Here is a 26893-nt window from a genome sequence, read left to right on the forward strand (position 1 = left end):
GGGTTACGAACGCTCTGTTAAACTTTCAAAAAATCTTGCTTGCTTCTAGAAAGAAGGGACTTGTCAACATGTGGGATCAGAAATTTACAAAAGAAGGATTAACCTTTGATGATGTGCTATTAATTCCTGCCCGTTCTGAAGTTCTGCCTAACCAGGTAAGTGTTGCTACGAAACTAGGACCTCATATTCAATTGAATATTCCATTAATTAGTGCGGGTATGGATACCGTTACAGAATCAGCTCTTGCCATCTCCATTGCGAGGCAAGGTGGTTTAGGAATCATCCATAAGAATATGAAAGTAGAAGAGCAAGCAGAAGAAGTAGATCGTGTAAAACGCTCGGAAAGTGGAGTCATTACCAAGCCTTTCTACCTACATCCGCATCATCAAGTTCATGATGCAGAGGCATTGATGGCCAAGTATCGAATTTCGGGTGTACCGATCGTAGATGAACAGATTCGGTTAGTAGGAATCTTGACGAATCGCGATCTGCGATTTATCCACAACTATTCCACATTGATTTCAGATGTTATGACGAAGGACAATTTAGTAACCGCACCAGTAGGTACGACACTAAAAGCAGCAGAAGATATCCTGCAACGTTATAAGATTGAAAAGCTCCCGCTAGTTGATGATGAAGGAATTTTAAAAGGACTTATTACAATTAAAGATATCGAGAAAGCGACTCAGTTTCCGAGTTCGGCCAAAGATAGCCAAGGAAGGCTTTTAGTAGGAGCAGCGGTAGGGGTATCTAAAGATACGATGCGACGGGTAGAAGCTCTTGTGAAAGCAGAAGTAGATGCAGTCGTTGTTGATACCGCTCACGGGCATTCTATGGGGGTTCTCGAGACTGTTCGCAAGCTACGGGACTTATATCCTGAACTTACGATTATTGCTGGAAACGTGGCTACAGGCGACGGAACGAGGGATCTGATCGAGGCAGGCGCTTCAGTTGTCAAAGTTGGAATTGGACCAGGTTCCATTTGTACAACTCGCGTAGTTGCCGGGATCGGTGTGCCGCAAGTAACAGCGATTTATGATTGTGCTTCCGTGGCTCGGGAGTACGGAATCCCTATTATCGCAGATGGCGGAATCCGCTACTCAGGAGACATCGTAAAAGCGATCAGCGCAGGTGCAAGTGCTGTGATGCTGGGAAGTATCTTTGCTGGTACAGAGGAAGCACCAGGGGATACTGAGATTTACCAAGGTCGTCGGTTTAAAGTATATCGGGGTATGGGCTCGATTGGCGCGATGGAAGCAGGCAGTAAAGATCGCTATTTCCAAGAAAACGAGCGGAAACTGGTGCCAGAAGGGATCGAGGGTCGTGTTCCATATAAGGGACCTCTAGTAGACACAACGTATCAGTTGGTTGGAGGACTCCGCTCAGGTATGGGTTATTGTGGCGCGGCTACGATTCTTGATTTACAAGATAACAGTCGTTTTGTTCGTATTACGAGTGCTTCGTTGCGTGAGTCGCATCCGCATGATGTGCAGATTACAAAAGAAGCACCGAACTATCATGGGTAAAATGGTAGGATTGAGATGAGGGTGGGATTTCCCACTCTTTTCTTATTTTCATAGTGGTGGGATTTCGGTAGAATGGAAAGGACTATTCCCCTTTCACCTACCAAAACTTGAACTAATTTTATTTTTATCTATAGCCTGGTGGTCAGCGGGATTGTAACATAGTTTTCATTACACTATTTTTCATCGATATATTTTTATTTTAAATTGGAGGGTCAATTGTGGAAGTACGCCTTAGAAAGTTATGTATTAGTTTTATAACGATATTCATGGTGATCCTCTGTCCTTATCAAGTCTGGGCGGCACAGTCCTTGTCGACTGTGCAAGCGGAGTCTTATTTTTTGATGGATGCGAATTCGGGTGTTGTTTTAGCCGAGAAGGATGCGGAGACACCGAGACCGCCGGCAAGTATGACCAAAATGATGACGCATTTTATCGTATTGGACGAGATTAAAAAAGGCACAATAAAGTGGGAAGATGTTGTTAAAATAAGTGCTCGCGCGGCGTCGGTCAATGAAGGTGGGATCCAGTTAGAGCCTAATGATGAATTGACTGTGAAGGACCTATTTATCTCTTCTGTAGTGAAATCGGCGAATGATGCCACGATTGCATTATCTGAACATGTAGAGGGCTCTGAAGCTAAGTTTGTGGAGCGGATGAATGCGAAGGCAAAAGAAATTGGTATGAAAAGTACCCATTTCCGAAACACAACGGGTCTGGATATGAAGGATTATGGCATCTATGCGCCTGAAGTGCCTGGGGAACATGTGATGGGAGCACAAGATTCTGCGATTCTAGGGGATACACTGTTGCGAAATCACCCCGAAATCTTAACGTATACTTCGATCGCTAATCATATCATCCACAAAGGTCAAAAAGACATCACGATTAATAGCTCTAATTTGATGTTACCAGCGCGAAATAAACAGCCTTATGATGGAGTAGACGGATTGAAGACCGGTCACACCACTTTGGCAGGCTATTGCTTCACAAGTACTGCAAAAAAAGGAGATTTACGATTGATCTCCGTGGTGATGAAAACAAAATCCGATTCAGAGAGATTTGTAGAGACCAAAAAGTTATTGGATTATGCGTTTGAGCAATATGAAGAGAAAACGTTTGTGAAAAAGGGTGCGATGGTGCCTGGTCATGAAAACATGGCGTTGCCTAATGGTGTGGATAAATCGATCGAGGTACAAGTTCAATCAGATCTTAGGTTACCTGTGGAAAAAGGTGCGAGTCAGTCGGATTATGAGTATAAAGTAACATTTGCTTCTGGTGTGAAAGCACCGATTATGGCAGGGACCGAAATAGGGAAAGTAGAAATTCTTCATCAAGGTAAGAATATACCTGGATTTAAACCGATCTCGTTAGTGGCTACAAAGAGTGTGGAAGAAGGTAGTTGGATTCGTCTGTTCTTCCGTTCCATTGGAGACGAGGTATCAAGCTGGTTTTCGTAATAGCTTGGATCGAATCTCCTTTTCTTGTCAATGTAGATCATTTCTTATACAATTGATTAATAGTAATGAAGCCAAAAAACAATAGTTATATATTTATGTGATAGGTACATACATAGGAGGAAGATACCATGAGTCAAAATCATCAAGTTGGAACGGATCTTGTTAAGCGCGGTATGGCTGAAATGCAAAAAGGCGGCGTTATTATGGACGTTGTTAATGCCGAGCAAGCGAAAATTGCTGAAGCTGCGGGTGCAGTAGCGGTAATGGCTTTGGAGCGCGTTCCATCTGATATTCGTAAAGCTGGCGGAGTAGCACGTATGGCTGATCTTCGTATCGTGGAAGAAGTGATGGCGGCGGTATCCATTCCTGTTATGGCAAAAGCACGTATTGGTCATTTCGTGGAAGCACGTGCACTAGAAGCGATGGGTGTTGACTACATTGACGAGTCAGAAGTACTTACTCCTGCCGATGAAGTTTACCATATCGATAAAGCGCAATTCACAGTGCCTTTTGTATGTGGTGCTCGTAACCTTGGAGAAGCCCTACGTCGCGTTGGAGAAGGCGCATCGATGCTTCGTACAAAAGGCGAACCAGGAACAGGTAACATTGTAGAAGCAGTTCGTCATATGCGGATGATGCAGAGTCAAATCCGTAAAGTACAAGGTATGTCTCGTGATGAACTCATGACAGAAGCAAAAGACCTTGGCGCACCTTATGAGCTACTTCTTCAAATCCATGAGACAGGTAAGCTACCAGTTGTAAACTTTGCCGCAGGCGGCGTGGCAACTCCAGCAGACGCAGCACTGATGATGCATCTTGGTTCAGACGGTGTATTTGTGGGCTCTGGTATCTTTAAATCTGAGAATCCAGAGAAATTTGCTCGTGCGATCGTGGAAGCAACCACTCATTACAACGACTATGACCTCATTGTACGTGTATCAAAAGAACTAGGTGGTAGCCCAATGACTGGCTTAGAAATCTCCAAATTACGCCCAGAAGATCGTATGCAAGAGCGTGGCTGGTAAGAGAGACTAGGAGGTACCTTTTTCATGAAAATCGGGGTCCTAGCTCTACAAGGAGCCGTTCGCGAACATCTACACCTACTTGAAAAACTAGGTGTAGAAGCAGTAGCCGTAAAAAAACAAGAACAATTGCAAGATCTAGACGGCCTTATTTTTCCAGGTGGCGAATCAACTACTATGGGAAAGCTAATCCGTAAATATGATCTGCTTGAGCCTATTCGTGACTTCTATCGTGAAGGGAAACCGCTATTGGGAACATGTGCGGGTCTCATTCTATTAGCGGGTCAGATCGAAGATGCAGATGAACCTCACCTTGCTGTGATGGATATGACCGTAAAGCGTAATGCCTTTGGTCGGCAAGTAGATAGCTTTGAAGCGAAACTTGCCATCAAAGAGGTAGCGGATGACTTTCATGCTGTTTTTATCCGTGCTCCCCTCATTACCCATGTAGGGAAAGAGGTAGAGGTGCTAGCCGAAGTCAATGGTGAAGTAGTAGCAGCACGGCAAGGAAACGTTTTATGTGCTTCCTTCCACCCTGAACTTACGGATGATGCACGGTTCCATCAATTTTTTGTCAATATGGTTCGTGAAGCGGTTGCATTGCGTTAATTTCTGGATATAATAAAATTACGAATCTATATCACAAGAGCGAAGAAGAGACTAGTAACCATTTATTTCAGACTCAGAGAGACGATGTCTTGGTGTAAATCGTCCTGAAATCTTGGAGAATCCACCTCGGAGCTACACACGATTAAGTGTGATCGGTCTTTGGCCGTTATCTCAATGAAGTGGATGTCGTATGTTACGATGTCAATTAGGGTGGCAACGCGGAACCTTTCGTCCCTGGATCGACGAGAGGTTCTTTTTTATGGAAAAAAGGAGGAATAGTCAATGTTAGATTTAAAAATACTACGAAATCAACCCGAACTAGTACGAGAAGGGTTAATGAAGCGTAACGCCGATTTATCTGTTTTAGATGACTTTGCAAAGATTGACGATCGACGTCGAGAATTAATCACGTTGACCGAACAATTAAAGAGTCAGCGTAATCATGTTTCCCGGGAAATAGCGCAAAAGAAAAAAGCAAAAGAAGATGCAGATGATCTCGTGCTAGAAATGAGAAAAGTAGGAGATCAAATTAAGCAATATGATGACGAAATTCGTCAGCTGGACGAAGATTTAGCAGAAATTCTCCTTTCAATTCCGAATATCCCTCACGAAAGTGTACCTCTTGGCACATCAGAAGACGAAAATGTGGTCCTTCATCATTGGGGAGAAGTCAAAACACCCGACTTTGAGCCAAAGGCCCATTGGGATTTAGCACAAGAGTTAGACCTACTTGATTTTGAACGCGCGGCAAAAGTAACCGGCTCTCGTTTTGTCTTCTACAAAGGATTAGGAGCGAAACTAGAGCGTGCGTTAATGAGCTTTATGCTCGATCTACACACCGAAGAGCATGGCTATACGGAAATGATCCCACCCTTTATCGTAAATGCCAATAGCTTGAAGGGAACAGGACAATTTCCTAAGTTTAAAGAAGACGTGTTTGCGCTAGCTGACACCAATGATTATTATCTGATTCCAACTGCCGAAGTCCCACTTACTAATTATCACGCGGATGAAATCTTATCCGTTGAGGAACTTCCGAAGTATTATGCTGCTTTTAGCGCGAACTTCCGCTCTGAAGCTGGCTCTGCTGGACGTGATACTAGAGGACTCATTCGCCAACATCAATTTAATAAAATTGAGCTAGTGAAAATCGTCCACCCTGAGGAATCCTACACCGAGCTGGAGAAGCTTTTAGCAAACGCAGAACGTGTACTACAAAAGCTAGAGCTTCCATACCGTGTTGCCAGCCTTTGTACAGGTGACACTGGATTTGCATCGGCTAAAACATACGACCTAGAAGTATGGATGCCAAGTGCCGGAACCTATCGGGAAATCTCGTCTTGCTCGAACTTCGAAGACTTCCAAGCACGACGTGCCAACCTTCGTTTCCGTCCCGACACCAAAGCAAAACCAGAATTTGTTCACACTTTAAATGGCTCTGGGTTAGCAATCGGACGTACCACTGCTGCCATCATCGAAAACTTTCAACAGCTAGACGGCACCATCCGCATCCCAGAAGTCTTACGCCCTTATTTAGGCGGTCGTGAATATATCGGCAAATAAATGAAAAGAATATAGTTGAGATAGCTTGACAGTTTCTTACTTTCTACGATACAATAGAAACGTTATTGCTAGACCAACTCTGGAGAGGTGGTCGAGTGGTTGAAGGCAGCGGTCTTGAAAACCATGGAACTTTCGACATCTCCAAGAAATCGGATCTCTCAAACCCCGCTAGTACCAAAGGGTTTGGCGATTTTCCTTAAATGAATATTTGCCTGAAAAGGCAATCTGCTAACAAAACTGCTAACGTTAGTCTGCTAAAGCGTTTTTATAAGCGTTTTAGTGGGCTTGATACGGAGAGGTGGTCGAGCGGTTGAAGGCTCCAGTCTTGAAAACTGGCGATGTCGCAAGGCATCCGTGGGTTCGAATCCCACCCTCTCTGCCAAATGAAGAAATATAAGCAGTAGCACAAAAAAGCGCAATCTGGAGTAAAATCCGATTGCGCTTTTTTGTATATATATAGTTGTACTACCTATAATGAATGGGTGTTATGCTTGGATTTCCGATTTCTGGGAAAGACGGGATTGCTAATGCAACTAAACGTTTTGTCATTTCTCCACCAACAGAGCCATTATCCCGAGAAGTTGAATCAGGACCAAGCTGAACTCCAAACTCAGATGAAATTTCGTATTTCATTTGATCTAGACCGCTTTGTACTTGATTGTTATGTGTGTGTTTCAATTTCAAAACACCTCCTTGTTGTTTCATATTATTGTCCATAATAGAGGGAGTATGCTTAATTGTCAGTACCGCTTATTTCCATTTATTGATCTGCACAACCATTTACTTTTCTGATTTCATCTTTACAAGGATATTGAGGAAGGTAACCTTGTAAGATATCCATAAAGAGAACAAATAGAGATCCAAAGATGAAAAAAATCGAGATAATAAGTATGACTATCCAAACAATGAGTAGTGTTTTCCTGTGTGCTGTAAATGGATAGTCTTCACTAGGATTTTTGTGATACCAGACACGTTTTGCAGAGACGTAAGCAAGGATGATAAAAAGTATTAAAAGGACTACATGGACTCCAAACATGAAATACCCCATAGTGTATCAACTCCACATAATAATTGTGATGTTATAGTCTTTCCTGGAGAAGCAGATGTAATGCTGGAAGCAAAACAGCTGGTTGATTCCATTGAAATTAAAAAAGTGCAATTGATCCACGCCCTAGGGGTGTGATTCGATTGCACTTTTGCTTTTTATATGATACGTTGAATCTACCTTGTTAGGAAGTCGTCCAATTTTTGGGCGGCTTCTTTTTGCATGTTCGGGAGTACGTGACTGTAGGTGTCCATGGTTATTCCAATCGATGAGTGTCCCAGGCGTTCAGATACGATCTTAGGGTGCTCACCCTGTTGCAATAATAGCGTGGCATGGCTATGCCGGAGATCGTGGAATCTTACGTAGGGAATGTCTGCTTTCTTTACCGTTCTACCGAAAGTTTTTGAGAAGCTACCGATATTGATGGGGCTTCCATCTTTATTAGAAAAGATTAGATCGTGGTCTTTGTATAGTGGGCCGTAATATGCCTTGTGCTGTTCCTGTTCTATCTTCCTTCTTTTAAGCCCATTGATGATCGAGTCAGTTACAGCTACAGTTCTTCTGCTTCCGTCATTTTTTGCTCCATCCTTGAATTCGAGAATGTTTCCGTCTAGCAAGATGAGAGTCTGTTGGATGCTGATTATATTGTTCTTCATATCTACGTCAGCCCATCGTAGGGCGAAAAGCTCGCCTCTTCGTAAGCCAGTACAGATGGCAAAATATACTGGGTCATACAATCCCTTTCGATCCACGGTATCCAGAAGGGTATATATCTCTTCCTTAGTTGTGAGTACATTGAATTGTGCCCTTGCTGGCTTTGGAGGAGTGGTTGATTTTGCAGGGTTAGCAGATAGAAGTTGCCATTTTACCGCTTGCTCAAGAGCCTCGTATAGAACTCTGTGATGATGGAGGATGCTACGGTGGGATAACCCACCTTTTCTGCCATCTTTCCTACCCTTTTTACTCTTCTGTGTGTAGTAGCTTTGAATTTGAATAGGCTTTAGCTTTCCTAGTTTAATGTGTCCGAGTTCTGGGATCAAATGGTTTTTAAGAATGGATTTGTACCCTTGGCGTGTGGTGGCAGCGCAGTTTAACTCTACGTAGTCTTTGTACCATCTGATAAGGTAATCTTTCAGTGGTATCCGAGCAGGTTCGATATAGGATCCTTGGTCGATCTCTAGAATTTTCCTGGCCATAGCTTTCTTAGCCTCGGGCTCTGTTTTCCAGCTACTAAACCATTTCTGTTCTTTCTTACCCGTGATGGGATTGGGTATCCAAAGAGCAAAGTACCACCGGTTTCCTCGTTTTCTAACATGTCCTTTCATTGAAATCGTAATCTCCTCTCTAAATAAATAACGCCATGCGTTAACTAATGTTAGATTAACGCATGGCGATTGTCAAGCGACCGAATGAATATTTAGTTATAAAAAAACCAAAAAAATTGTTGGTATTTTATAATATAGAGGAATAATTCATGGAGAAAAAGGGTATTAAATAGCTTACCCCATTATTATGGAAAAAAAGGTGATATAGAATGAATCATGGTTCTACATTAGCTGTTGTCTGCATGATGGCGACAACGTATTATTCGTTACCGCCCACCACGAATGTAAAGATAATAATAGATTTTTTAATCAAATACGGTAAATTTTCTGAAGAAGAAATGAAGATTATTCAAGAATTGGATTTTCAAATCCAATCAGAATCCCTACGATAGTTCATTCATTTCCTTCTCTATCACAGCGAGAACTAGACGTTGGATAAGGTCTTTCTGAGGACCTTTTATATAATGCCCATCCCAGTGCAATGCGCTTTCATCTAGGAGGGCTTTTTTTAGATCTACAATGTTGTGTGCTGGATTTTCTGAGTGCTGAGGTGCTGGGTCGTCCGTTTTTCCTAATAGGAAGTCCACTGATACTTCCAATACCTCTGCTGTTCGGAAGATATCCTCTACCTCCGGACGTGTATAAGCCCGTTCCCAGTTAGAAATGATTTGAAGTGTAACATTACCCCCTATCTTCTCTGCAAGATCTTTCTGCGACCATCTTCTATCTTTTCTAAGGAGTGAAACTCTCTTAGCAAAAGTCTCCAATATTTCTTGTTTCAGCATCGTACCATCCTTCCTTACATTAACGTAATACGTTAATGACATTATACATACATGTTTATGTGAAAGTCTACTTTCACGCGAAAATATATACACTACACAATATCGTATATTTTATACGAAAGAACGAATATGGAGTATATCGCTAATCATGTACATATATGAGTGAATCCAACTGTGACAAGGTTTTCAAAGGATTTGTCCATCGTATAACGTAGTCTGTCTATCACGGTCTGCACCATCTTTTTTCAGGGCATCAAGTACAAATAAAATCACATGAAAGTCACCTTTCAATCGAGAGAAATAACATTATTCGATATCGAATATATTATATCGTATAACGATAATATGTATTTGACATTCGTATTACGTTATAATACTATATTAACATATTACGATATTGAAGGTGATAATCTTGGTTCGCGTTAATATTGAAAAGGTCAGGGAGGCTAAAGGGATTACTAAAACTTATATGGGTTCTAGAGTCGGACTTACCTGTACAGGATACCGACATATCGCAGTTGGCTCTGTTAAGTTGACTGTAGATCGGTTCTTGGATTTTGCAAAGGTTCTTGACTGTCCTCCAGAAGTGTTACTTAGTGATGAACGAACAGAGTGCTTTATTCAAGAAAATATATATAAAGGAGAGCCTTCATGTTTGGATACCGTATGAATTCCCAACCAGAGGATGCAGTAAGACTAGCACGTATTTTTCAAAGTTTAATTGATGTTGTAGAAGAACAAAGCAATGAGGAAGCTCTTGTATACACTATGGAAGAAGCATCAAAAAAGCTAAGAGTTTCCCTCCCAAACTTTCGTGAACATTATTTAAAGAAACCAGATTTTCCACAACTGTGGTCTGGAAAGAAGTGTGTGATACCGCGAAAGGCTTTAGGTGAATGGCTGAATGATCCTGAGCGTTGGAAGCAAAGTCCAGACGAATCATATGATTCATACGACTTTTAGTAAAGAGGCCCATTATAACAAAGAACATATTTGGAGGGGAATCCCCATGTACCTGATGGATGGATATAGACGTAAGATCCAAAATGTAGAGGATATTGATTACGCACTGATTCAATATAAGAAGCACAAAGATCAAGTTGATGAGTATAAGGAACAACGAGATCGGGTGATCATTCAGGCGAACGAATGGTTGGCCGATGTTTGTGATAAATCTTTAAAAGAGATGAAGCATTTAGAGACAAGCATGAAGGACTACTATACACATCAATTATCTGAGTTTCCTAGCTTAATAGTAATTAATCGTCCATTTGGTAAATTCGGTTTAATAAAAACCGAGGACGGTAGTGTATTTGGAGTAGAAGTAAAGGATCCACAGGGCGGCGGAGTATAACGGAATGTACTTGTTACCTACTATGCCTCACAAAAATGTGAAGGAACTTGGCCAAGCAATATCCTTTCAACCATACAAAGAAAAGAAATTACCATATAAGAGAGGAAGATTGTATGCATACCAATCCACTCGTATTTGTCGAAGATAACAAAGTCGTAACGGATTCATTGAAGGTGTCTGAAGTATTTGAGAAACAACATTTTCATGTCATGCGTGACATTGAATCTTTAGATTGTAGCTTAGATTTTCTAGAATCCAACTTTGGATTGTGGGATTACAAAGATCTAAGAGACCGATCAAGGAAAAAATATCTACTCACTAAAGACGGACTCATGTTTCTTGTTATGGGCTACAGAGGTGCAAAAGCGGCACAAATGAAGGAACGTTATATCGAAGAGTTCAACCGTATGGAACAATTTATTAAGACAGAAGTAAAACTAGATTCGTATATGATTCAGGACCCAATTGAACGGGCTACAAGATGGATCGAAGAAGAACAAGAAAGATTGTACTTAGAAGCGAAAGTGAACGAGCAGGCTTCAAAAGTGGAGTTTCACGATAAAGTTCTTAGACCGGGCGAGCTCCTAACTGCTACCACCTTGTCCAAAGACTACGGTCTAACAGCCAGGCGTTTTAACCTCTTGCTCCATGATCTAGGGATTCAATTCAGACAAGGAGGAAAGTGGCATTTATACAGTAAATATGCAACCCATGGTTATACGGATTATGAGACCTATGAAGATGGTTATACACAGATGAAATGGACTCAAAAGGGTCGGCAGTTTCTCTATCAGTTCCTGCAGGATCGAGGTTTTGTACCAGTGGGACAAGCCGAGAAAGAAAGGCTACATACCAGAAAGGAAGATATAATTGCTCTCACTGCCTACTGAAAAGAAAGAACCCAAGACAAAATTGGAGGATTACTCGCTTCTTCTTTACGGAAATTGGAAAATTGGGAAATCAACCTTCTGTAGCCAGATGGATTCTCCGCTTTTCCTCGCAACCGAGCCCGGTTTGGAGGCATTATCTAGATTTGAAGTGAAAGTTCCAGATTGGTCTACTTTTTTAAGGTGTTGCTCACTTCTTGAAAAGGGCGATCACCACTATAAAACGATCATTATCGATACGGTGGACAACCTGTGGAAATCATGTTCTGAGTTCGTGAAGGAACAACAAGGAATTCAACATGAGTCGGATTTAGGTTACGGAAAAGGGTGGCAAATGGTAAAGGACGAGTTCTTTAAGGCGATTCGGAAATTGTCCCTTTTACCATATGGTCTAGTGTTTACGAGCCATGTAGAGTTCATTGAGGTCAAGACTCGGGTTTCCACTATCACAAAAGCAGTTCCCTCCATACCGAAATCAGGACGGGATATGATTCTCGGAATGGTGGATCTTATCCTATACGCAGAAGCTGTGGTTGCAAATGGAGAAGAGATTCGAGTTTTGAGAACACAGCCCAGTGAGAATTGGGAAGGTGGAGACCGAACCGAACATGCCTTTCATCGAAAGTTGCCAGCTGCTCTCCCTCTTAGTTTCCGGGAGTTTGAAAAGGCGTTTTATAACCAAACAGAAGAAGGAGAAATGTTATGAGTCAATGGTCGGAGTACTTATCGCAATTTCAGAAGGGTTACCAAGAAGCAGAGTTTGATGTATATGATGATTTACCTGATGGACAGTATGTGATGAACGTGGAAGCAGTTAGATTTAAAACGAGTAAAACCAATCGCCCCATGTTGGAGTGGGAGTTAGCTGTTACGGAGGGTCCTTTTAAAGGACGTAAAGAGTGGAAGTATCATCTTCTTGATGATCCGGATCGGATTGGCTGGATGAAACAGGATTTATTTCGAGCTGGTTTGCAATTAGAAGACATTACGAAGCTGGAGTCAGAATTACCTAATCTATTAGATCGTAAGTTGCAAATCAAGATCCAAACGAAATCAGGAGATAACAATGTTTTTCGGAATCTTTATTTCCAAAAACAACTGAAACCTCAGTCTGCTGAGACTGCATCTCCCGTTAAGAGTGATCAAAAAGTACCTCCATGGGCGGAAAATCAGTCCTTCCCATTTTAAATAGAGAAACAACGGGAGGAGGGCAGTTACGTGCTCTTCTCTTTTTTACACCTTTATAGAGTAGGAGGTAATGTTTTCTGTGCAAGATATACACCTTAGACCTTATCAACTAGAAGCACATTCTGCATGGGACTCCTTCTATCAAAGTGGTGGTAAACGTGGATTGATCAATTTACCCACAGGTTGTGGAAAAACCATCACCGCTCTTTCCTTAGCTAAAAAGACACAAGGACGTCTGCTTTGGTTGGCTCATCGAGAAGAGCTTATTGATCAACCCATTCAAGCGATGAAATTAATCTGGCCCGAAGCGACATGTGGAATAGTGAAAGCACAAAGAAATGAATTTGATAACCAATGTGTATTTGCAAGCGTACAGACGATCTTTCGTAGACTTGATCAGCTTCCATCATTCGATTTAGTCGTAGTAGATGAAGCTCACCATGTACTTGGAAAAACGTATATGGATACACTCCAAGCTGTGGGTGCTTTCGAATCAAGCGGTCCTCCTGTTGTTGGATTAACAGCAACTGTTGAACGAGCGGATAAGAAGGGCCTTGATTCTGTTTTTGAACAGATCATCTATCAATATCAATTACTACAAGCCATTCGGGATGGATATCTATCGGATATTAGAACGGAGAGAGTACACTTAAACGCTAATCTTGATGAGATTAACACCGTTGCTGGAGATCTAAATCAAGGGAAATTGGATGAGGTTCTCTTGAAAGCAAACGTGGCGAAAGCTGTGGCAGATGCATATGTAACACATGTCACGGATCGGAAGGCTATTGTTTTTACGGTAAGTGTGGATCAGGCAAAACGAACAGCAGCGGAACTTCAATCAAGGGGAATCCCCGCAGAATGGTTGTCAGGAAAAGTACATTCAGATGAACGAAAAGCAATCTTACAACGTTTCCATACAGGTGAAACCAAAGTCCTATGTAACTGTGCGGTACTTACTGAAGGCTTTGATGAACCGACAGTTGACTGTGTCATTATGGCCCGGCCCACAAAATCGAGATCCCTCTACATCCAAATGATCGGTCGGGGGACAAGGATATCTCCTGGAAAGCAGGATTGTCTAGTGTTGGATGTGACAGGTGTATCCAAGCGTCACCAATTGATTACTGCTCCATCTCTGTTTGGTCTACAAGAAGAAACGAAAGAAGAAACCATTATGGAGGCAGTGGAAAGGGATGAAGAGAGGAACCGAGAGATTTCGCAACTCCAAGCTATCTTAAGTCGAGGAGACATGAAAGATTTCCGCCGTCATATTCGTTGGCTCCAAGCAACGCCCCATCTTTTTGCGCTTGCAGCTGGAGATGCCGGGACAACTATTTTGTATCAAGTAAGAGATGGTTGGATGGCCAAAGTATTAAAACGTAATGGACAACAAGAGATGTTGACTCAACAACCTGTTTGGATGGAATTAGCACAAGGGATTGCTGAGGATTTTGTTCGACGAGCAGATGTCTTAGGACTTATTAATAAAGACGCTTCATGGCGTAGGAAACAGGCATCACAGAAGCAAATGTGGGCGTTATCAAGATGGGGAATCCGCACTGAGAAATGGTTAACTATGGGAGAAGCGGCAGATGAAATGACGAAAGCCATCGCGAGGAGAGGAGTGGGAGCTTGATCGAATCTCAAATCAAACAAACTTTACCATTAGAAGAAGCTCTTCGACTCGCACAGCTTGGATTGAAAGTTATCCCCCTACATACGCCTGTGAATGGGAGTTGTACTTGCGGACGGAACATCTGTAAGAGTGCGGGCAAACATCCAATTTGGAGTGACTGGATGAATAAAGCAACGGATGATGTGGATGAGATTAGAAGTATCTGGAGGAAAACCCCGAACGCGAATATTGGTATTCCGATGGGAAGAACAAATGGAATCTTTGCTTTAGATATTGATGGCTCTTCAGGAATGGAGACCCTTCAGGGTTGGATCTCCTACCACGGGGGGATCCCAGCCACTTGGCAGATTATAACGGGCGGCGGAACACAGCTCTGGTATCGAATGCCAACATATATGGACATCCCAAATAGTGTGAAGAAGGTTGGTATTAATATAGATATTCGGGGTTCTGGTGGACAATCTGTAGCACCAGGTAGTAAGCATCCGAGTGGTAAAACATATCAATGGGTTCCAGGAAGAAGCCCTGATGAAATCAAACTGGCGGATCCTCCAGAATGGCTACTAAACAAGATTCAAGAAGTAATGGAAGCACAAAGAAAAGTGGAGCCAAGCCATGATGCAACAACTGTCACCTTTGGACAAAGCCTGAACCTAGATTTCCTCATGAGAAAGGCAAATGAGTTAACACAGAAATCCAAGTTATTTAGAGAAGTGACTATGCAAGAAAAAGTGTTCGTTAGTGCCTCCGAGAGAGATCTCTCAATAGCCAATATTGCTGCCATTCATGGATGGTCTGATCAGGAGATTTTAGATTTCCTCATTCAATATAGGAAGTTCCATGGGGAGCATTTAAAACACCCTCTTTATTATCAATTGACGATTACAAAAGCGAGACAATGGGCGCAAGAAAACCAAATGAATGAGCAAGCAACTCCAGACGAGGTAGAAATAGAAGCCATTCCCTTGCCTAAACTACCTAATGTGAATTCATTTCCAACAGACATCTTCCCAAGTCCAATCGCTACTTTTTTAAATGCTGCCTCCACTTCTTTGGGACTTCCTGCTGACTATGTAGGGATCCACATGCTCACCTTCTTAGGAACGGCTGTCGGGAGTAGCCGAATGATTGAACTCAAACCGGGCTATCGTCAACAACCCAATTTATATACATGCATCATAGCTGATACTGGGACAGGGAAATCTCCCGCACAAGAATCAGCTTTTTCTCCAATCTTAGAATCTCAGCATAAATATCATGAAATCTATCAACAGAAAATGAAAGAATATGAGGTTGCATTTCGCCAGTATCAGGCAAAACTATCTGTCTGGAAAAAGAACTCCAAAAATCAAGATCTACCAGAGGAGCCAGAAAAACCGCAAATGAAAGAACTTTATATTGTGCAATCAACCATCGAGGCTCTTGTAAGAGCGTTGAAGCAAAATGATCGGGGACTGGTTCTCAAAGCGGACGAGTTGTCCGGATGGATCCGCGGAATGAATCAGTACAAAGGTGGGAAGGGTGACGATCGGGAGCAATTTCTTTCTCTCTGGTCTGGAACAGACATTAAAGTAAACCGTGTGAGAGACAATGGAGAACCCATTTTTATATCTAAGCCATTCTTTTCGGTAACTGGAAATATACCACCTGATATTGTGGCCACATTAGAAGATGAGCAAGGTGAGGATGGATTTATTCATCGTATCCTTTTTTCTTATCCTGATGTCCAAGATCCGTCTGATTGGACGTGGGTGGGGGTTCCAACAGAAGTTGTCCATGAGTATAGCCAAGTGTTAGAGGAGCTTTATCGATTGAAGCATATTGAAGTAGGAACAACCCAGAAACCCAAAGTTCTATGCCTTAGTGAGGAAGCAAAGAAGTGGTGGGAAGAGTGGTATTCGATTCATATAAACGAGATGAAGGATGAAGAATTTCCTAGAAAACTCCGTGGTCCATGGGCCAAGATGCCAAACCAACTGGCTCGAATGGCACTCATCGTTCACATGGCTCGTGTAGTTTGTAATGAGGCAACAGATGAGGAAGTAGATGCAATCAGTATGGACCGCGCGGCGCAACTAACCAAGTACTTTAAGAGTCATGCTAAAAAAGTTTATCTCCATTTAAAAAAGACACAAGTAGATAAGCGTATAGAAGAAGCTGTGGAGTGGATACGAAAAAAGGGAGGAGTTGCACGAAAGCGTGATATTCAGATGCATCGAGTGGCGAATTGCAAGAAAAGCAGTGAAGTGGATGTGTTATTCGGAGAGCTTCGTGATTTTGGCTATGGAACCATACAAAAAGTACAACCCAAGCGCGGGAGGCCAACATTAGAATTTGTTCTATTTGAATAAGGAATTGTGTTGCATTGTGTTGCAGTTTTCAACACAATTATCAACAGTTATAACCCGCGTCGCTACTGGGGAAAATGATTTGTGTTGATTGTGTTGCACCTTCTATAGATATAAAGTAATTTTTACTTACAATATATGTTAAAAATAATACCTTTTTTTCTTTTTCTCCTAATATCCTGCAACACAATCAACACAAATAGGAAAACCCAGTCATATCAAGGGAAATAATTGTTGCAAACCCCATCAACAATAATCAACACAATGCAACACAATTCAGGGGGTGTTATATGAAACTAGTTCAGCCTATACGAAATGAATTGGAATTAGATGAAGTGCTCTCTAGGTTAATGAAAGGTGCAGAGTACATAGAGAGTAGGGAGTTTCAATCAAAGCCCAAAGAGTATAAACAAGCAGTTAACGAATATTACGACCAACTTTCTTATCAAATATACAAATATAAAGGATGGTTATAGATATGGGGAAAATGCAGCGAGACAAAGGGCTACGTGCTGAGAGAGAATTTGCCAAGTTGATAGGAGGCGAGCGAGTCCCGCTCTCGGGATCAGCTGGCGGTTCCTATACAGGAGATGTCATTGGTTTGAATCTAAAGTGGGAATGTAAGGTGAGGGGGGATGGATTCAAACTCATCTATGCATGGTTAGAGAACAATGATGCACTGGCTATAAAAGCTGATCGGAAGCCGTGGTTAGCGGTGATTCCGATAGATACATTAATGGATTTACTAGAATCCCACAAATAGAAGGGGGTTGTCGTGTTGGATCCTATCAACAGAAATATAGAAGCTCTAATAGAAATAGAAAAAGTTCGTCATGATATTTGTGAGAGATGTCCCGGAACGCTATGGGGAGCCAAAAGCATATGTCGTGTATTTCAACAACATATTTCGGAAGTTGAGTATTGTAGTGAGTGGAATAAAGATTCTTCAAGTGAAGATAGAAAAGAATACTTAGAGCCAGCTTTAGAGATTCTTCAAAGAGTAGATGAGGATCTTAGGGACTACCACTGGATGATTAAAGAAGTAGGGAGACTGGAATCTCGTTTGAAGTTAGCTGGTGATGCGGCTACCAGTATGTATGGTATCGAAAGCACTCTCCCAAAGCCTACAGGTCGAAATAATGATCCGGTTGGTAAAGAGGCAATTCGTCGAGTGAGACAACTTGATAGATTAGACCAGTTAAGGAGAAAGATAAAGCATATCGAGCAAGCAGTAGAAAAGATTCAAGATGAGAAAGAACGGACTGTTTTAGAGTGTATTCTCGATGGTGAGCGTATGGGGACTATTGCTCACCATGTCGGATTGTCTCGTCAGAAGTTGAATAAAATAAAAAGAGAAATCTCAAAGAAGATGGCTTGGGAAATGTATAGGGATGAGTTTTAAGCATACATTGCCTGTTTTGTCAAAGTTACAAAAATGACAAAATAGACAAAATGGACAGATTAGACAAGATAGACAAAAGTGGTGGGAGTCTCTTTGATTCTGTTACAATGGGGTTGCAAGATCCGGAATGAGGGTGGGCCAAGTGGCTCGCCTTTTTTTATTGGTTATTTCTGTGATCCTGTATATCGAGAAGTAGAGCGTCGATCTAGAAATATAATGTTTGATATCACTAAAAGAAAAAGTGAAGGGAAATATATGGTGATGAATTAAAAAAATAGAGCAGGGGATTCCCCAGCTCTATTTTCTTTTTTTCTTCTTCTTTTTCTTTTTATACTTTTTCTTTTTGAGTTTTGCAGAAAGAGTTGATTTGGTTTCTGTGTCTTTGATTTCTAATGGATCTGAAGGCTCTTCCTTGGATTCTTGGTTAGGATTTGCTTCTGCACTTTCACTATCATTTTCTGTATTTGGATGATCAAGGAGATTCATTTTTGCTTTCATCTCATTTTCTTTTTCTTTCTTTTGATGTTCGAAAAGGACTTGATCAACTAATTTGTCTGTGTGTGAAAAAAGGAAGTTTATAGAAGGACAAATTGTCAGGCATTCTTCTCCTAAGAACAATAACTTATTGAAGAAAACATCGCTAACGGCAGTTGCGGGTAGTTCTGCATGTCTAGTAGTAAACCCATAGAGGTCCCATTCTTTGGATAAGGCAAGATCCCCATACTGCTTCAATCCATCCAAAATAACATCCACGAATCGATCTGGTATATGCCCTAGATTGCTTGCATACCATAGGTTTTTATTAGCTATTTGTTTATGTGACATGTGGAAGAGCTGTCCAGATGAAAAATGGTTGATTAATCCGGATAAAGTAGTATTTACTTTTTCATTACGATCTAATGATTGATCTAACTTACCTAATCGAAAGCGTAAATCTTGAAATACTTCTTCAAATACAAGCTTTTTCCAACACTGTTCGACTAAATCTAGGTCATTCAAAATTAAGGTAATAACATCCCTTAGTGGTGGATTGATTAGATATTCTAGAGCCTTGGTTGTATCGTTATGGAATTCCTCAATGTTTATGTAGAAATATACTTCGAGAGCACGAAATTGCTCTTTGCTAAAAGAATTTATATTTTCCTTTGGATAAGGGAGGATGATTCCAGAATGAAATAAATGTTTAATCATATCCATTATAAAATCTTTTGAGGGTGCAAGATCATCTTGATAGGACCAAACGGGTTTTATAAGAAGTTTCTCTTCATCATAACCTACACTTAAGAGACTGTTTAATAACCATAGATCTTTGAAGTTTAAATCAGATAGTTTCCTCTTAGGAACTCTAGAAACATCATAACTTTTTTCTATCAGCTCACGATGTTCTTGTTCCTTTTGCCTTTGTTCTTCCTCCATTTTTTTTCGTTGTTCTTCTTCAATACGGTGCTTTTCTTCCTCGTATGCTTTTCTTTCCTTGTAAGTTTGTTCCAACTTGGATTTTCGCCCGTTAATACAGTTGGAACATGTACAATAAGAACGACGATTATTTTCTAAGTGATTACAGTTGGGACAATGTGTTGGCTTTTTGATTCCAGTTCTTGGTTTGCGATAAGTAATATAATGAGTATTACAAAACGGGCATGAGCTATCTTCTATAGTAGGAGGGAACTTAGACACTAAGTTGGTAGGTCTAACACCTTTAAGCTTATATTCATCAATTAATACCTCTAGATCTTCTTTGGCATAGTAACGATCAATAAGTTCGTAGATTTGGACATCAGTTAAATGAGAGAGTTCTGTAGATATGTATTCTTGTGGAATGGATGGGAGTTCGCTAGTTACTTTCATATACATTTCCTTCCTTAAAAAACGCCATTGAATTTAAACCATAGTTTTAGATTATATACTAAATTTGTATTTAATGGCATTATTAATTAATAATGTTAAATCATTTTTTCAGCATTTTTTATATGTAGTTTACAAATTAGACATTTTCTATGGTGATGAATTTTTTTCGTTATAATGGGTGTGAGGGATGAGCCGTTTGGGTTTATCCTTTTTTTATTGAAAGCATAGGTGATCATTATGGAGATAAAAAAGATATCAATAGATCGAATTAATCCAGCTGTATACAATCCTAGAAAAAATCTACAACCTGGAGATCCCGAGTATGAGAAGCTGAAGAGATCTATTGAGGAATTTGGCTTTGTTGAGCCATTGGTGTGGAACCAGCGAACTGGTTGTCTTGTTGGAGGACACCAGCGTTTTAAGGTTTTACTTGATAGAGGATTTACTGAAGTAGAGTGTTCAGTAGTGGACTTGGATGTAGCCAAGGAAAAAGCACTGAACATCGCCTTAAACAGAATTAGTGGTGATTGGGATCTCAAGAAACTGGCTGACCTACTTGAAGATATTCAACTAACCGGGCTCGATGTGGAGCTTACTGGTTTCGACTCAAGTGAGATTGACAAGATCATGAGTGATTTCCTCTATGAGATGGAACCCGAAGAAGACAACTTTGACCTTGATGAAGAGCTAGAGAAGATTGAGGAGCTTGTTACTCAGAAGGGTGATATTTGGCAAATGGGAAAACATCGGCTCCTGTGTGGAGATGCTACAAGCTCCGAAGATATGAATCGATTAATGGATGGTCAGTTGGCCAGCATGATCTTCACTGACCCGCCCTACAACGTCAACTACACAGGCAAGACAGTGGATGCGTTGAAAATTAAAAATGATAAGATGGGAAATCAGCAATTCTATCAGTTTCTATTTGATGCATTCTCAAATATGTATGCCGTCACTCAACCGGGTGGCGGTATTTATATTTGTCACGCTGATAGCGAAGGCATCAATTTCAGGGGAGCGATGGTGGCTAGTGGCTGGAGTTTGAAGCAATGTATCGTCTGGGTGAAAAACACGATCGTGATGGGTCGTCAAGATTACCATTGGCAACACGAGCCAATTCTTTACGGATGGAAGCCGGGACAAGCTCACCGATGGGTGGGAGATAGGAAACAGTCAACCGTATGGGAGTATAACAAACCAGCTCGAAGCAAAGATCATCCAACAATGAAGCCTATTTCGATTCCTTCTAGAGCGATTAAGAATTCATCTCAAGTAGGTAGTATTATTTTAGATTCTTTCCTAGGATCTGGATCGACTCTTATTGCTTGCGAGCAAACAAGCAGAATTTGTTATGGACTAGAGCTAGACCCTCGATATTGTGATGTCATAGTCCGTAGGTGGGAGAATCAAACAGGACAAAAGGCGGTGAGAGAAGGTGAAAAAGGGCAGACCTGAAAAGCTGACGGATGAGATACAACAGAAGATTGTGGACTCACTTCGAATGGGAAATTACATTGAGACAGCTGCATCGTATTCGGGGATAAGCAAAACCACCTTATACGATTGGTTAAAAAAAGGTGCACGAGAAGAAACTGGAAAATATATGGTTTTTTCGAACGCAGTACAAGTAGCTATGGCCGAGGCCGAAATGCGGGACGTCGCTGTCATCGCCCAGGCATCCAAGGACAACTGGCAGGCCGCGGCTTGGAGACTGGAACGGAAGTATCCGAACCGATGGGGTAGGAAGACACAGCATGAGATTAGTGGGAAAGATGGTAAGCCTATCGAGATTGCACCAAGAGAACTATTGGCAGATAAGCTGGAGCAGTTGGCCAAGAAACGAGAGGAAGAAAAGCCCTAACCTATGGGGCTAGGACCTGGGGGCTTAAAGTAGGGAACGAAGGTCCTTCATGATGAGCGTGGGATTTCCGTTTATGTGAATTATTTTGGCTGTAAATACGGCTACTGGCTTACCAGATCTTAGGATGAACATTCTGCTTTCTGTTTCTTTGGAATGGACAATGGTTAGGTCTGTGAAGATATATCCTTCGAAACGTCCTGAATGAATAGCTTTGGCGAGTTCTCTGTAACATGTACATTCTGGAAAAAATAATTCGCTTACTATCAATTTTCTCAACTTGTTACCTCCTTTTTAATAGCCCCTAGCTTGTGGTAGCTAGGGGCGCGTTGTTCCTACTCAATTTCTACGTATTTACCGATTACGTCTAAAGCTTGGTTGTAGTTCTCGCACTCGGCTGTTTCTTTTACCATGGCCACTGCCTTTTGTTCTTGGCCAGACTCTTTCAATGCTCGGAAGGCTACCGATAGTAAGTGAAAAATGTTTCCGTCAGTCCCCACCAATTTAGCTTTTGGTTTTTTTGTATTCATGCTTATATCCCCCTTTGTTTTTGTACCTCGTTGGTACATGGACATCATAGCTCTGAATGAAAAGTTAATCAACGTAATACGTGAATTTAATTAATATTTTCGTATATAGTTAATTATGTTGGGTATATTTTAGACGAATCTAGAATTCGTTGCTTTTAGGGACGAAAAAAGCCCTAGGAAAATTCTAGGGCTGGGTCCTACGTAGGGATTTAGTCGAGTAGCTTCCCGGATATTAGGGTTTGAAGGTATACGTTGGTAACCAGGGCATCCGGCGTTTCGTGGAAGGATGGGGCGGCTAGGCCGTCCGTGAGGCAAAGGGTTTGGTATAGGTTTTCGTATTTCCTGATTTTTACCGAGCTGCCGTTGAAGTGATATACTATCGAGTCAATGATCCCTCGTTCTAATGCCTCTAGTGTTGGTGCAATGTGGGGGGATTCTGGGGTAGTGCTGGCCGCTATGTGGCTATCTACTTCCTTTATTGCTTGGCGGTACTCCGTTGCTTCAATCCCGGCGGTTAGTAGTGTTTTTACTGGGTTTTTCATACTGTATTCCTCCTTTGATTTTGTACCTCGTTGGTACAGTCACATCATAGCTCTGAATGAAAAGTTAATCAACGTAATACGTGAATTAATTAATTATTTTCGTATATAGTTAATGAAATGGACGAATCTACGCATTTATATATTAATGTATTAATGAATTAACGTTTTAAGGTAACAAAATGTGGATTTTGTTACGTTGCATATTACGTTTATAAGTGGGATAGGGCCTCTAAAAATGAGTGTACTTAGGGGTAATAAAAATAAGGGCCACCCAGTTGGGTAGCCCAGTCGTTGCCTATTTCTCACTTTCTAGTATTAGGCGGAACTCGTTCAGTTCGTACCGTGTATCGCTATAGGTATCCTTGTACTCCTCACCTAGTAGGTAGGGGCAGTGGGCTAGTAGGTGGTTTAAAAAAGTTACTTGCTCCTCCGTGAGTTGCCAGTTTACTACTTTATTGCCGAGTGCGTCTTTCATATTGTTTTCCTCCTTTTTTTGTACCTTTTCGGGTACAGTCACATCATAGCTCTGAATGAAAAGTTAATCAACGTAATACGTGAATTTATTTTTTATTTTCGTTATAAGTTAATAAATGGCCGCGAGGTGGTTATAATTGGACAAAAATCAATCCCTTGCATTATCGGTCAGCTCCCTAACGGAAGGCGAACGGCAAGAACTCCTTGGTTCCCTATCGGCTGAGGAAGCCCAGGGCCTTCTTTACGATTGGCGATTTTGGGCTCGGCCAAATCAGTTGCCTCCCAAAGGTAACTGGCGAACGTGGTTGTTGCTCGCGGGCAGGGGCTTTGGCAAGACAAGGACGGGGGCCGAATGGGTAAGGTCACTAGTGGAAACGGAACAAGCCAAACGAATCGCCCTAGTAGCTCCCACGGCCGCGGATGCCAGGGACGTAGTAGTCGAGGGAGAATCGGGGATCATGGCGATCTCATCACCTTGGTTTATGCCAATATACGAACCTTCAAAACGACGTATTACTTGGCCCAACGGAGCTATAGCCACTTTATACTCGGCCGATGAGCCAGAAAGATTACGTGGTCCACAACACGATGCCGCTTGGTGCGACGAACTCGCAGCCTGGCGATACCCGGATAGTTGGGATATGTTGCTATTTGGACTGCGCTTGGGAAAAGATCCACGAGTGGTGGTAACGACTACCCCGAAGCCTACACCTATTATTAAATCGCTTGTGAAAGCTGAAACTACAGCGATAACAAAGGGTTCCACGTTTGACAATGCAGAGAACTTGGCCCCTGCCTTTTTAAAGCAAATCTTGTCCAAGTATGATGGAACGAGATTAGGAAGACAGGAATTGTATGCTGACATACTCGATGACAACCCGGGAGCTCTATGGAACCAACGCATGGTGGACAAGCTCCGGGTGAAAGAATATCCCGATCTCGTTCGGGTAGTAGTCGCCATTGACCCGGCTGTTACGAGTAGTGATGAATCGGATGAAACGGGAATGATTGTGGCAGGAGTAGGAGTGGACGGACATGGATATGTACTAGAAGATCTATCTCTTCGCAGCACACCGGATGGATGGGCTCGAATAGCAGTGGAAGCGTATCATCGTCACCGGGCAGATCGGGTAGTCGCGGAAACCAATAATGGCGGAGATATGGTGGAGCATACGATTCGAACTGTGGATGCAACTGTATCATATAAAAAGCTCCATGCTTCTCGGGGAAAGTTAACCCGGGCGGAGCCCATCGCCGCATTGTATGAACAGGGACGTGTCCACCATGTTGGTGATTTTGGAGACCTGGAGGATCAGCTGTGTTCGTGGACTCCGGGTGAAAAGTCTCCAGATAGAATGGACGCTTTGGTGTGGTCACTAACTGAGTTAATGTTAGATACCAAACTAGAACCACGAATCAGAGAGCTATAGGGGGGTGAGACTTATACTTCGTGAGAAAATCGGTAGATGGTTGCTAAAGTCATCCAATAGTGCTCCTTTCCTAATTGGTAATAATCAAAACGGTGTTCCACAGTACAATTCTTGGGATGCTGGAAAAGCAATCCGAGAAGGTTATAAGGCGAGTACATGGGTGTATGCCTGTATTCGGAAACTATCGGATCAGATTGCATCGGTTCCTCTCGTTGTATGGAAGAAGTCGGGAAAGTCAGAGTGGATTCGTGCGCCTGAGCATCCGCTAGAACAGCTTTTACAAAGGCCTAATCCCAGAATGACGGGGATTCAAATGAATAAAGCCATGACCACCTATCTCCACCTTGCAGGGAATCATTATTGGTACATCATTGAGGTAGGAGGGGTTCCCAGAGAACTATGGCCTTTGAGACCAGACAGAGTTCGCCCTATTCCATCGAAAACCGAATTTATTGGAGGTTATCAATATAATCTGGATGGAGTAAGCCAGTATTTTGATGTGAATGAAATTTCCCACTTCCGGTTCCTAGATCCATACAATGATTTTTTAGGTATGAGCTCCTTGCAGGCTGTGGCTAGGATTGTTGACTCTGACAGTGAAGCTGTTAATTGGAATAGAAGCAGTATGGAGAACCGTGCAGTTCCACCCGGAGCCCTGGTAGCAGATGGAAACTTAACGGAGGACCAATTCACACGTCTCAAAGGGGAAGTCGAACAGAAAATATCTGGTGTGAAGAATGCGAGAAAGCCCCTTCTACTCGAGGCAGGTTTAAAGTGGCAGTCTCTAGCCATTTCACCTACTGATATGGATTTTATCGAAGGTAGAAGACTAAATAGGGAAGAGATATGCGCGGCGTTTGGTGTTCCACCTGTTCTGGTCGGCATTCAGGATGCGAGCACCTATAACAATTATGAAACAGCCAAACGAGCTCTGTGGGAAGATACGATTATTCCCTATTTGGAAGATATTGTGGCTCAAGTTAATCAGGATCTCACACCGCGGTTTGGAGACAACCTGTGGGTGGAGCCGGACTTAACCGAGGTCCCAGCCCTCCAAGAGAAATTTGATGATAAAGTTACCTCAGCCCAGAAACTATGGGCCATGGGAGTTCCTTTTGAGAAATTGAACGAGCGTCTGGAACTAGGGATGGATGATATTCCAGATTCAGATTTACAATGGGTCCCGAGTGGAGTGGTTCCGGTTCATGAAACGGATGGAAAGGAACCCTCTAAGCCAGAACTAGATGAAGAAAGTTCCAAGGAAGCACGATTCTCCAAGGGTTTGAATCTAGAAACTGAAGAGCAGAGAACGATCTATTGGAAGGCAACGGATCAACATAGAGAGCGATACGTTGGTCCAGTTACGAATCGAATAAGAAATCAATTTCGATCCGAAGAGAAAAAGGCAATCAAGTCACTCAAACGAAGCAACGGAGATGTAGATGATGTAACTTCCGTTATTCGTGGACAAAAAAACGAATGGGAGAAGCTCCTTACAAGCACCTATATAGCTGTCATGAAAGATTTCGGAACTTCTACTTGGGAGGAACTGAAATCTTCTTTTGTTTCCTTTGAGACGAAAGAAGAAACCTTTGATGTCTGGAGTACCGAGATCAAGAAATGGATTTCTTTGGTGGTTGGGGAGAAAATCACCCAAATTATCCAAACCACGCTGGATCTCGTTCGAAAGGTATTGCTCGAAGGAGTGATGGAAGGAGAGGGCATTCCGCAATTAGCCAAACGACTACAAAAAGTGTATGACGGATTTTCCTCACAAAGAGCGGTCACGATCGCCCGGACGGAAGTGATTTCAGCCAGTAATGCGGCAAGTCGGTTCGCAGCCAAGCAATCAGAATTGGAACTAGTAAAAGAGTGGATCTCCACACGAGATTCACGCACTCGGCCTTCACATCAATATTTAGATCGAGAACGGAGAGAGTTGGATGAAGTCTATTCCAACGGTCTCATGTTTCCGGGCGATCCTACTGGAAAGGCAACCGAGACAATCAAATGTAGATGTACAGAGGGATATATATTGAAGGAATGAAGGGAGGGTTAATC

28 protein-coding genes, 1 tRNA gene and 1 other annotated feature are annotated in these 26893 nt (G+C 42.0%); of the genes, 21 read left to right on the top strand and 8 right to left on the bottom strand.

Features of this window, described 5'->3' with window-relative positions; translation table 11 throughout:
• Positions 1-68 precede the first annotated feature (68 nt).
• The 6 genes from guaB to J2Z48_RS10185 all read left to right on the top strand — a co-directional run bounded on the left by guaB (position 69) and on the right by J2Z48_RS10185 (position 6559).
• A complete protein-coding gene (gene guaB / locus J2Z48_RS10160) occupies positions 69-1526 on the top strand; it encodes an IMP dehydrogenase (RefSeq protein WP_307253189.1) in 1458 nt (485 codons plus the stop codon).
• A 218-nt stretch (positions 1527-1744) separates the two neighbouring features.
• Positions 1745-2983, top strand: a complete 1239-nt coding sequence (locus J2Z48_RS10165; protein WP_307253191.1) for a D-alanyl-D-alanine carboxypeptidase family protein — start codon at positions 1745-1747, stop codon at positions 2981-2983.
• 128 nt (positions 2984-3111) lie between these two features.
• A complete protein-coding gene (gene pdxS, locus J2Z48_RS10170) occupies positions 3112-4008 on the top strand; it encodes a pyridoxal 5'-phosphate synthase lyase subunit PdxS (protein WP_307253193.1) in 897 nt (298 codons plus the stop codon).
• Positions 4009-4032: 24 nt separating this feature from the next.
• Positions 4033-4614 (top strand): pyridoxal 5'-phosphate synthase glutaminase subunit PdxT, encoded by a 582-nt coding sequence (gene pdxT, locus J2Z48_RS10175; RefSeq protein ID WP_307253195.1) that lies wholly within the window; start codon positions 4033-4035, stop codon positions 4612-4614.
• Between the two features lie 33 nt (positions 4615-4647).
• Positions 4648-4853, top strand: a binding site (T-box leader).
• 43 nt (positions 4854-4896) lie between these two features.
• Positions 4897-6177 carry a serine--tRNA ligase gene (serS, locus tag J2Z48_RS10180; RefSeq protein ID WP_307253196.1) on the top strand — a complete coding sequence of 427 codons (1281 nt, stop codon included), beginning with the start codon at positions 4897-4899 and terminating at the stop codon, positions 6175-6177.
• Between the two features lie 292 nt (positions 6178-6469).
• Positions 6470-6559, top strand: a tRNA-Ser gene (locus J2Z48_RS10185).
• An 83-nt stretch (positions 6560-6642) separates the two neighbouring features.
• Here the strand turns inward: J2Z48_RS10185 and J2Z48_RS10190 are convergent.
• From J2Z48_RS10190 to J2Z48_RS10200, 3 genes are all read right to left on the bottom strand, one after another.
• A complete protein-coding gene (locus tag J2Z48_RS10190; protein ID WP_307253198.1) occupies positions 6643-6855 on the bottom strand; it encodes an alpha/beta-type small acid-soluble spore protein in 213 nt (70 codons plus the stop codon).
• Positions 6856-7398: 543 nt separating this feature from the next.
• On the bottom strand, positions 7399-8547 hold the full coding sequence (locus tag J2Z48_RS10195) for a site-specific integrase (RefSeq protein WP_307253200.1): 1149 nt from the start codon (positions 8545-8547) through the stop codon (positions 7399-7401).
• A 383-nt stretch (positions 8548-8930) separates the two neighbouring features.
• Positions 8931-9332: a helix-turn-helix domain-containing protein gene (locus tag J2Z48_RS10200; protein ID WP_307253202.1), complete on the bottom strand. Its 402-nt coding sequence runs from the start codon at positions 9330-9332 to the stop codon at positions 8931-8933.
• Between the two features lie 412 nt (positions 9333-9744).
• Here J2Z48_RS10200 and J2Z48_RS10205 point away from each other — a divergent pair, with 412 nt between their 5' ends.
• The 11 genes from J2Z48_RS10205 to J2Z48_RS10255 all read left to right on the top strand — a co-directional run bounded on the left by J2Z48_RS10205 (position 9745) and on the right by J2Z48_RS10255 (position 18150).
• Positions 9745-10002 carry a helix-turn-helix domain-containing protein gene (locus J2Z48_RS10205; RefSeq protein ID WP_307253204.1) on the top strand — a complete coding sequence of 86 codons (258 nt, stop codon included), beginning with the start codon at positions 9745-9747 and terminating at the stop codon, positions 10000-10002.
• Complete coding sequence (locus J2Z48_RS10210; RefSeq protein WP_307253205.1) at positions 9984-10295, top strand: hypothetical protein; 312 nt, start codon at positions 9984-9986, stop codon at positions 10293-10295. The genes J2Z48_RS10205 and J2Z48_RS10210 overlap by 19 nt, the downstream gene beginning before the upstream one ends.
• 46 nt (positions 10296-10341) lie before the next feature.
• Positions 10342-10686: a host-nuclease inhibitor Gam family protein gene (locus J2Z48_RS10215; RefSeq protein ID WP_307253206.1), complete on the top strand. Its 345-nt coding sequence runs from the start codon at positions 10342-10344 to the stop codon at positions 10684-10686.
• Positions 10687-10799: 113 nt separating this feature from the next.
• Positions 10800-11576 carry a Rha family transcriptional regulator gene (locus J2Z48_RS10220; RefSeq protein WP_307253208.1) on the top strand — a complete coding sequence of 259 codons (777 nt, stop codon included), beginning with the start codon at positions 10800-10802 and terminating at the stop codon, positions 11574-11576.
• Entirely contained in the window at positions 11557-12279 is a 723-nt protein-coding gene (locus J2Z48_RS10225) for an ATP-binding protein (RefSeq protein ID WP_307253209.1), read from the top strand. The genes J2Z48_RS10220 and J2Z48_RS10225 overlap by 20 nt, the downstream gene beginning before the upstream one ends.
• Complete coding sequence (locus J2Z48_RS10230) at positions 12276-12761, top strand: DUF669 domain-containing protein (RefSeq protein ID WP_307253210.1); 486 nt, start codon at positions 12276-12278, stop codon at positions 12759-12761. The genes J2Z48_RS10225 and J2Z48_RS10230 overlap by 4 nt, the downstream gene beginning before the upstream one ends.
• A 79-nt stretch (positions 12762-12840) precedes the next feature.
• Positions 12841-14400: a DEAD/DEAH box helicase gene (locus tag J2Z48_RS10235; protein WP_307253212.1), complete on the top strand. Its 1560-nt coding sequence runs from the start codon at positions 12841-12843 to the stop codon at positions 14398-14400.
• Entirely contained in the window at positions 14397-16751 is a 2355-nt protein-coding gene (locus J2Z48_RS10240) for a DUF3987 domain-containing protein (protein ID WP_307253214.1), read from the top strand. The genes J2Z48_RS10235 and J2Z48_RS10240 overlap by 4 nt, the downstream gene beginning before the upstream one ends.
• Before the next feature lie 287 nt (positions 16752-17038).
• Positions 17039-17224, top strand: a complete 186-nt coding sequence (locus J2Z48_RS10245; RefSeq protein ID WP_307253215.1) for a hypothetical protein — start codon at positions 17039-17041, stop codon at positions 17222-17224.
• 2 nt (positions 17225-17226) lie between these two features.
• A complete protein-coding gene (locus tag J2Z48_RS10250; protein WP_307253216.1) occupies positions 17227-17511 on the top strand; it encodes a hypothetical protein in 285 nt (94 codons plus the stop codon).
• A 15-nt stretch (positions 17512-17526) separates the two neighbouring features.
• Entirely contained in the window at positions 17527-18150 is a 624-nt protein-coding gene (locus tag J2Z48_RS10255; RefSeq protein WP_307253217.1) for a hypothetical protein, read from the top strand.
• 297 nt (positions 18151-18447) lie between these two features.
• On the opposite strand, the gene J2Z48_RS10260 is transcribed toward J2Z48_RS10255, so the two are convergent.
• Positions 18448-19998: a hypothetical protein gene (locus tag J2Z48_RS10260; RefSeq protein WP_307253219.1), complete on the bottom strand. Its 1551-nt coding sequence runs from the start codon at positions 19996-19998 to the stop codon at positions 18448-18450.
• Positions 19999-20235: 237 nt separating this feature from the next.
• Here J2Z48_RS10260 and J2Z48_RS10265 point away from each other — a divergent pair, with 237 nt between their 5' ends.
• Together J2Z48_RS10265 and J2Z48_RS10270 are read left to right on the top strand one after the other, a co-directional pair.
• On the top strand, positions 20236-21453 hold the full coding sequence (locus J2Z48_RS10265; protein ID WP_307253220.1) for a site-specific DNA-methyltransferase: 1218 nt from the start codon (positions 20236-20238) through the stop codon (positions 21451-21453).
• Positions 21434-21859: a hypothetical protein gene (locus tag J2Z48_RS10270; RefSeq protein ID WP_307253221.1), complete on the top strand. Its 426-nt coding sequence runs from the start codon at positions 21434-21436 to the stop codon at positions 21857-21859. Before J2Z48_RS10265 ends, J2Z48_RS10270 begins: the two co-directional genes overlap by 20 nt.
• A 24-nt stretch (positions 21860-21883) precedes the next feature.
• Here J2Z48_RS10270 and J2Z48_RS10275 read toward each other — a convergent pair whose 3' ends face one another.
• From J2Z48_RS10275 to J2Z48_RS10290, 4 genes are all read right to left on the bottom strand, one after another.
• Entirely contained in the window at positions 21884-22135 is a 252-nt protein-coding gene (locus J2Z48_RS10275; RefSeq protein ID WP_307253222.1) for a hypothetical protein, read from the bottom strand.
• A gap of 56 nt (positions 22136-22191) precedes the next feature.
• Positions 22192-22386 (bottom strand): hypothetical protein, encoded by a 195-nt coding sequence (locus tag J2Z48_RS10280; protein ID WP_307253223.1) that lies wholly within the window; start codon positions 22384-22386, stop codon positions 22192-22194.
• 209 nt (positions 22387-22595) lie between these two features.
• Positions 22596-22928 carry a hypothetical protein gene (locus J2Z48_RS10285; protein ID WP_307253225.1) on the bottom strand — a complete coding sequence of 111 codons (333 nt, stop codon included), beginning with the start codon at positions 22926-22928 and terminating at the stop codon, positions 22596-22598.
• 295 nt (positions 22929-23223) lie between these two features.
• Complete coding sequence (locus J2Z48_RS10290) at positions 23224-23403, bottom strand: hypothetical protein (RefSeq protein ID WP_307253226.1); 180 nt, start codon at positions 23401-23403, stop codon at positions 23224-23226.
• Positions 23404-23539: 136 nt separating this feature from the next.
• Between J2Z48_RS10290 and J2Z48_RS10295 the strand changes: the two genes are divergently transcribed.
• Both J2Z48_RS10295 and J2Z48_RS10300 read left to right on the top strand, forming a co-directional pair.
• Positions 23540-24832: a DNA-packaging protein gene (locus J2Z48_RS10295; RefSeq protein WP_307253229.1), complete on the top strand. Its 1293-nt coding sequence runs from the start codon at positions 23540-23542 to the stop codon at positions 24830-24832.
• Positions 24833-24836: 4 nt separating this feature from the next.
• Complete coding sequence (locus J2Z48_RS10300) at positions 24837-26879, top strand: phage portal protein (protein WP_307253231.1); 2043 nt, start codon at positions 24837-24839, stop codon at positions 26877-26879.
• Positions 26880-26893 lie beyond the last annotated feature (14 nt).

Origin of the sequence: Croceifilum oryzae, assembly GCF_030814315.1 — a bacterium.
Lineage (GTDB): Bacteria > Bacillota > Bacilli > Thermoactinomycetales > Thermoactinomycetaceae > Baia > Baia oryzae.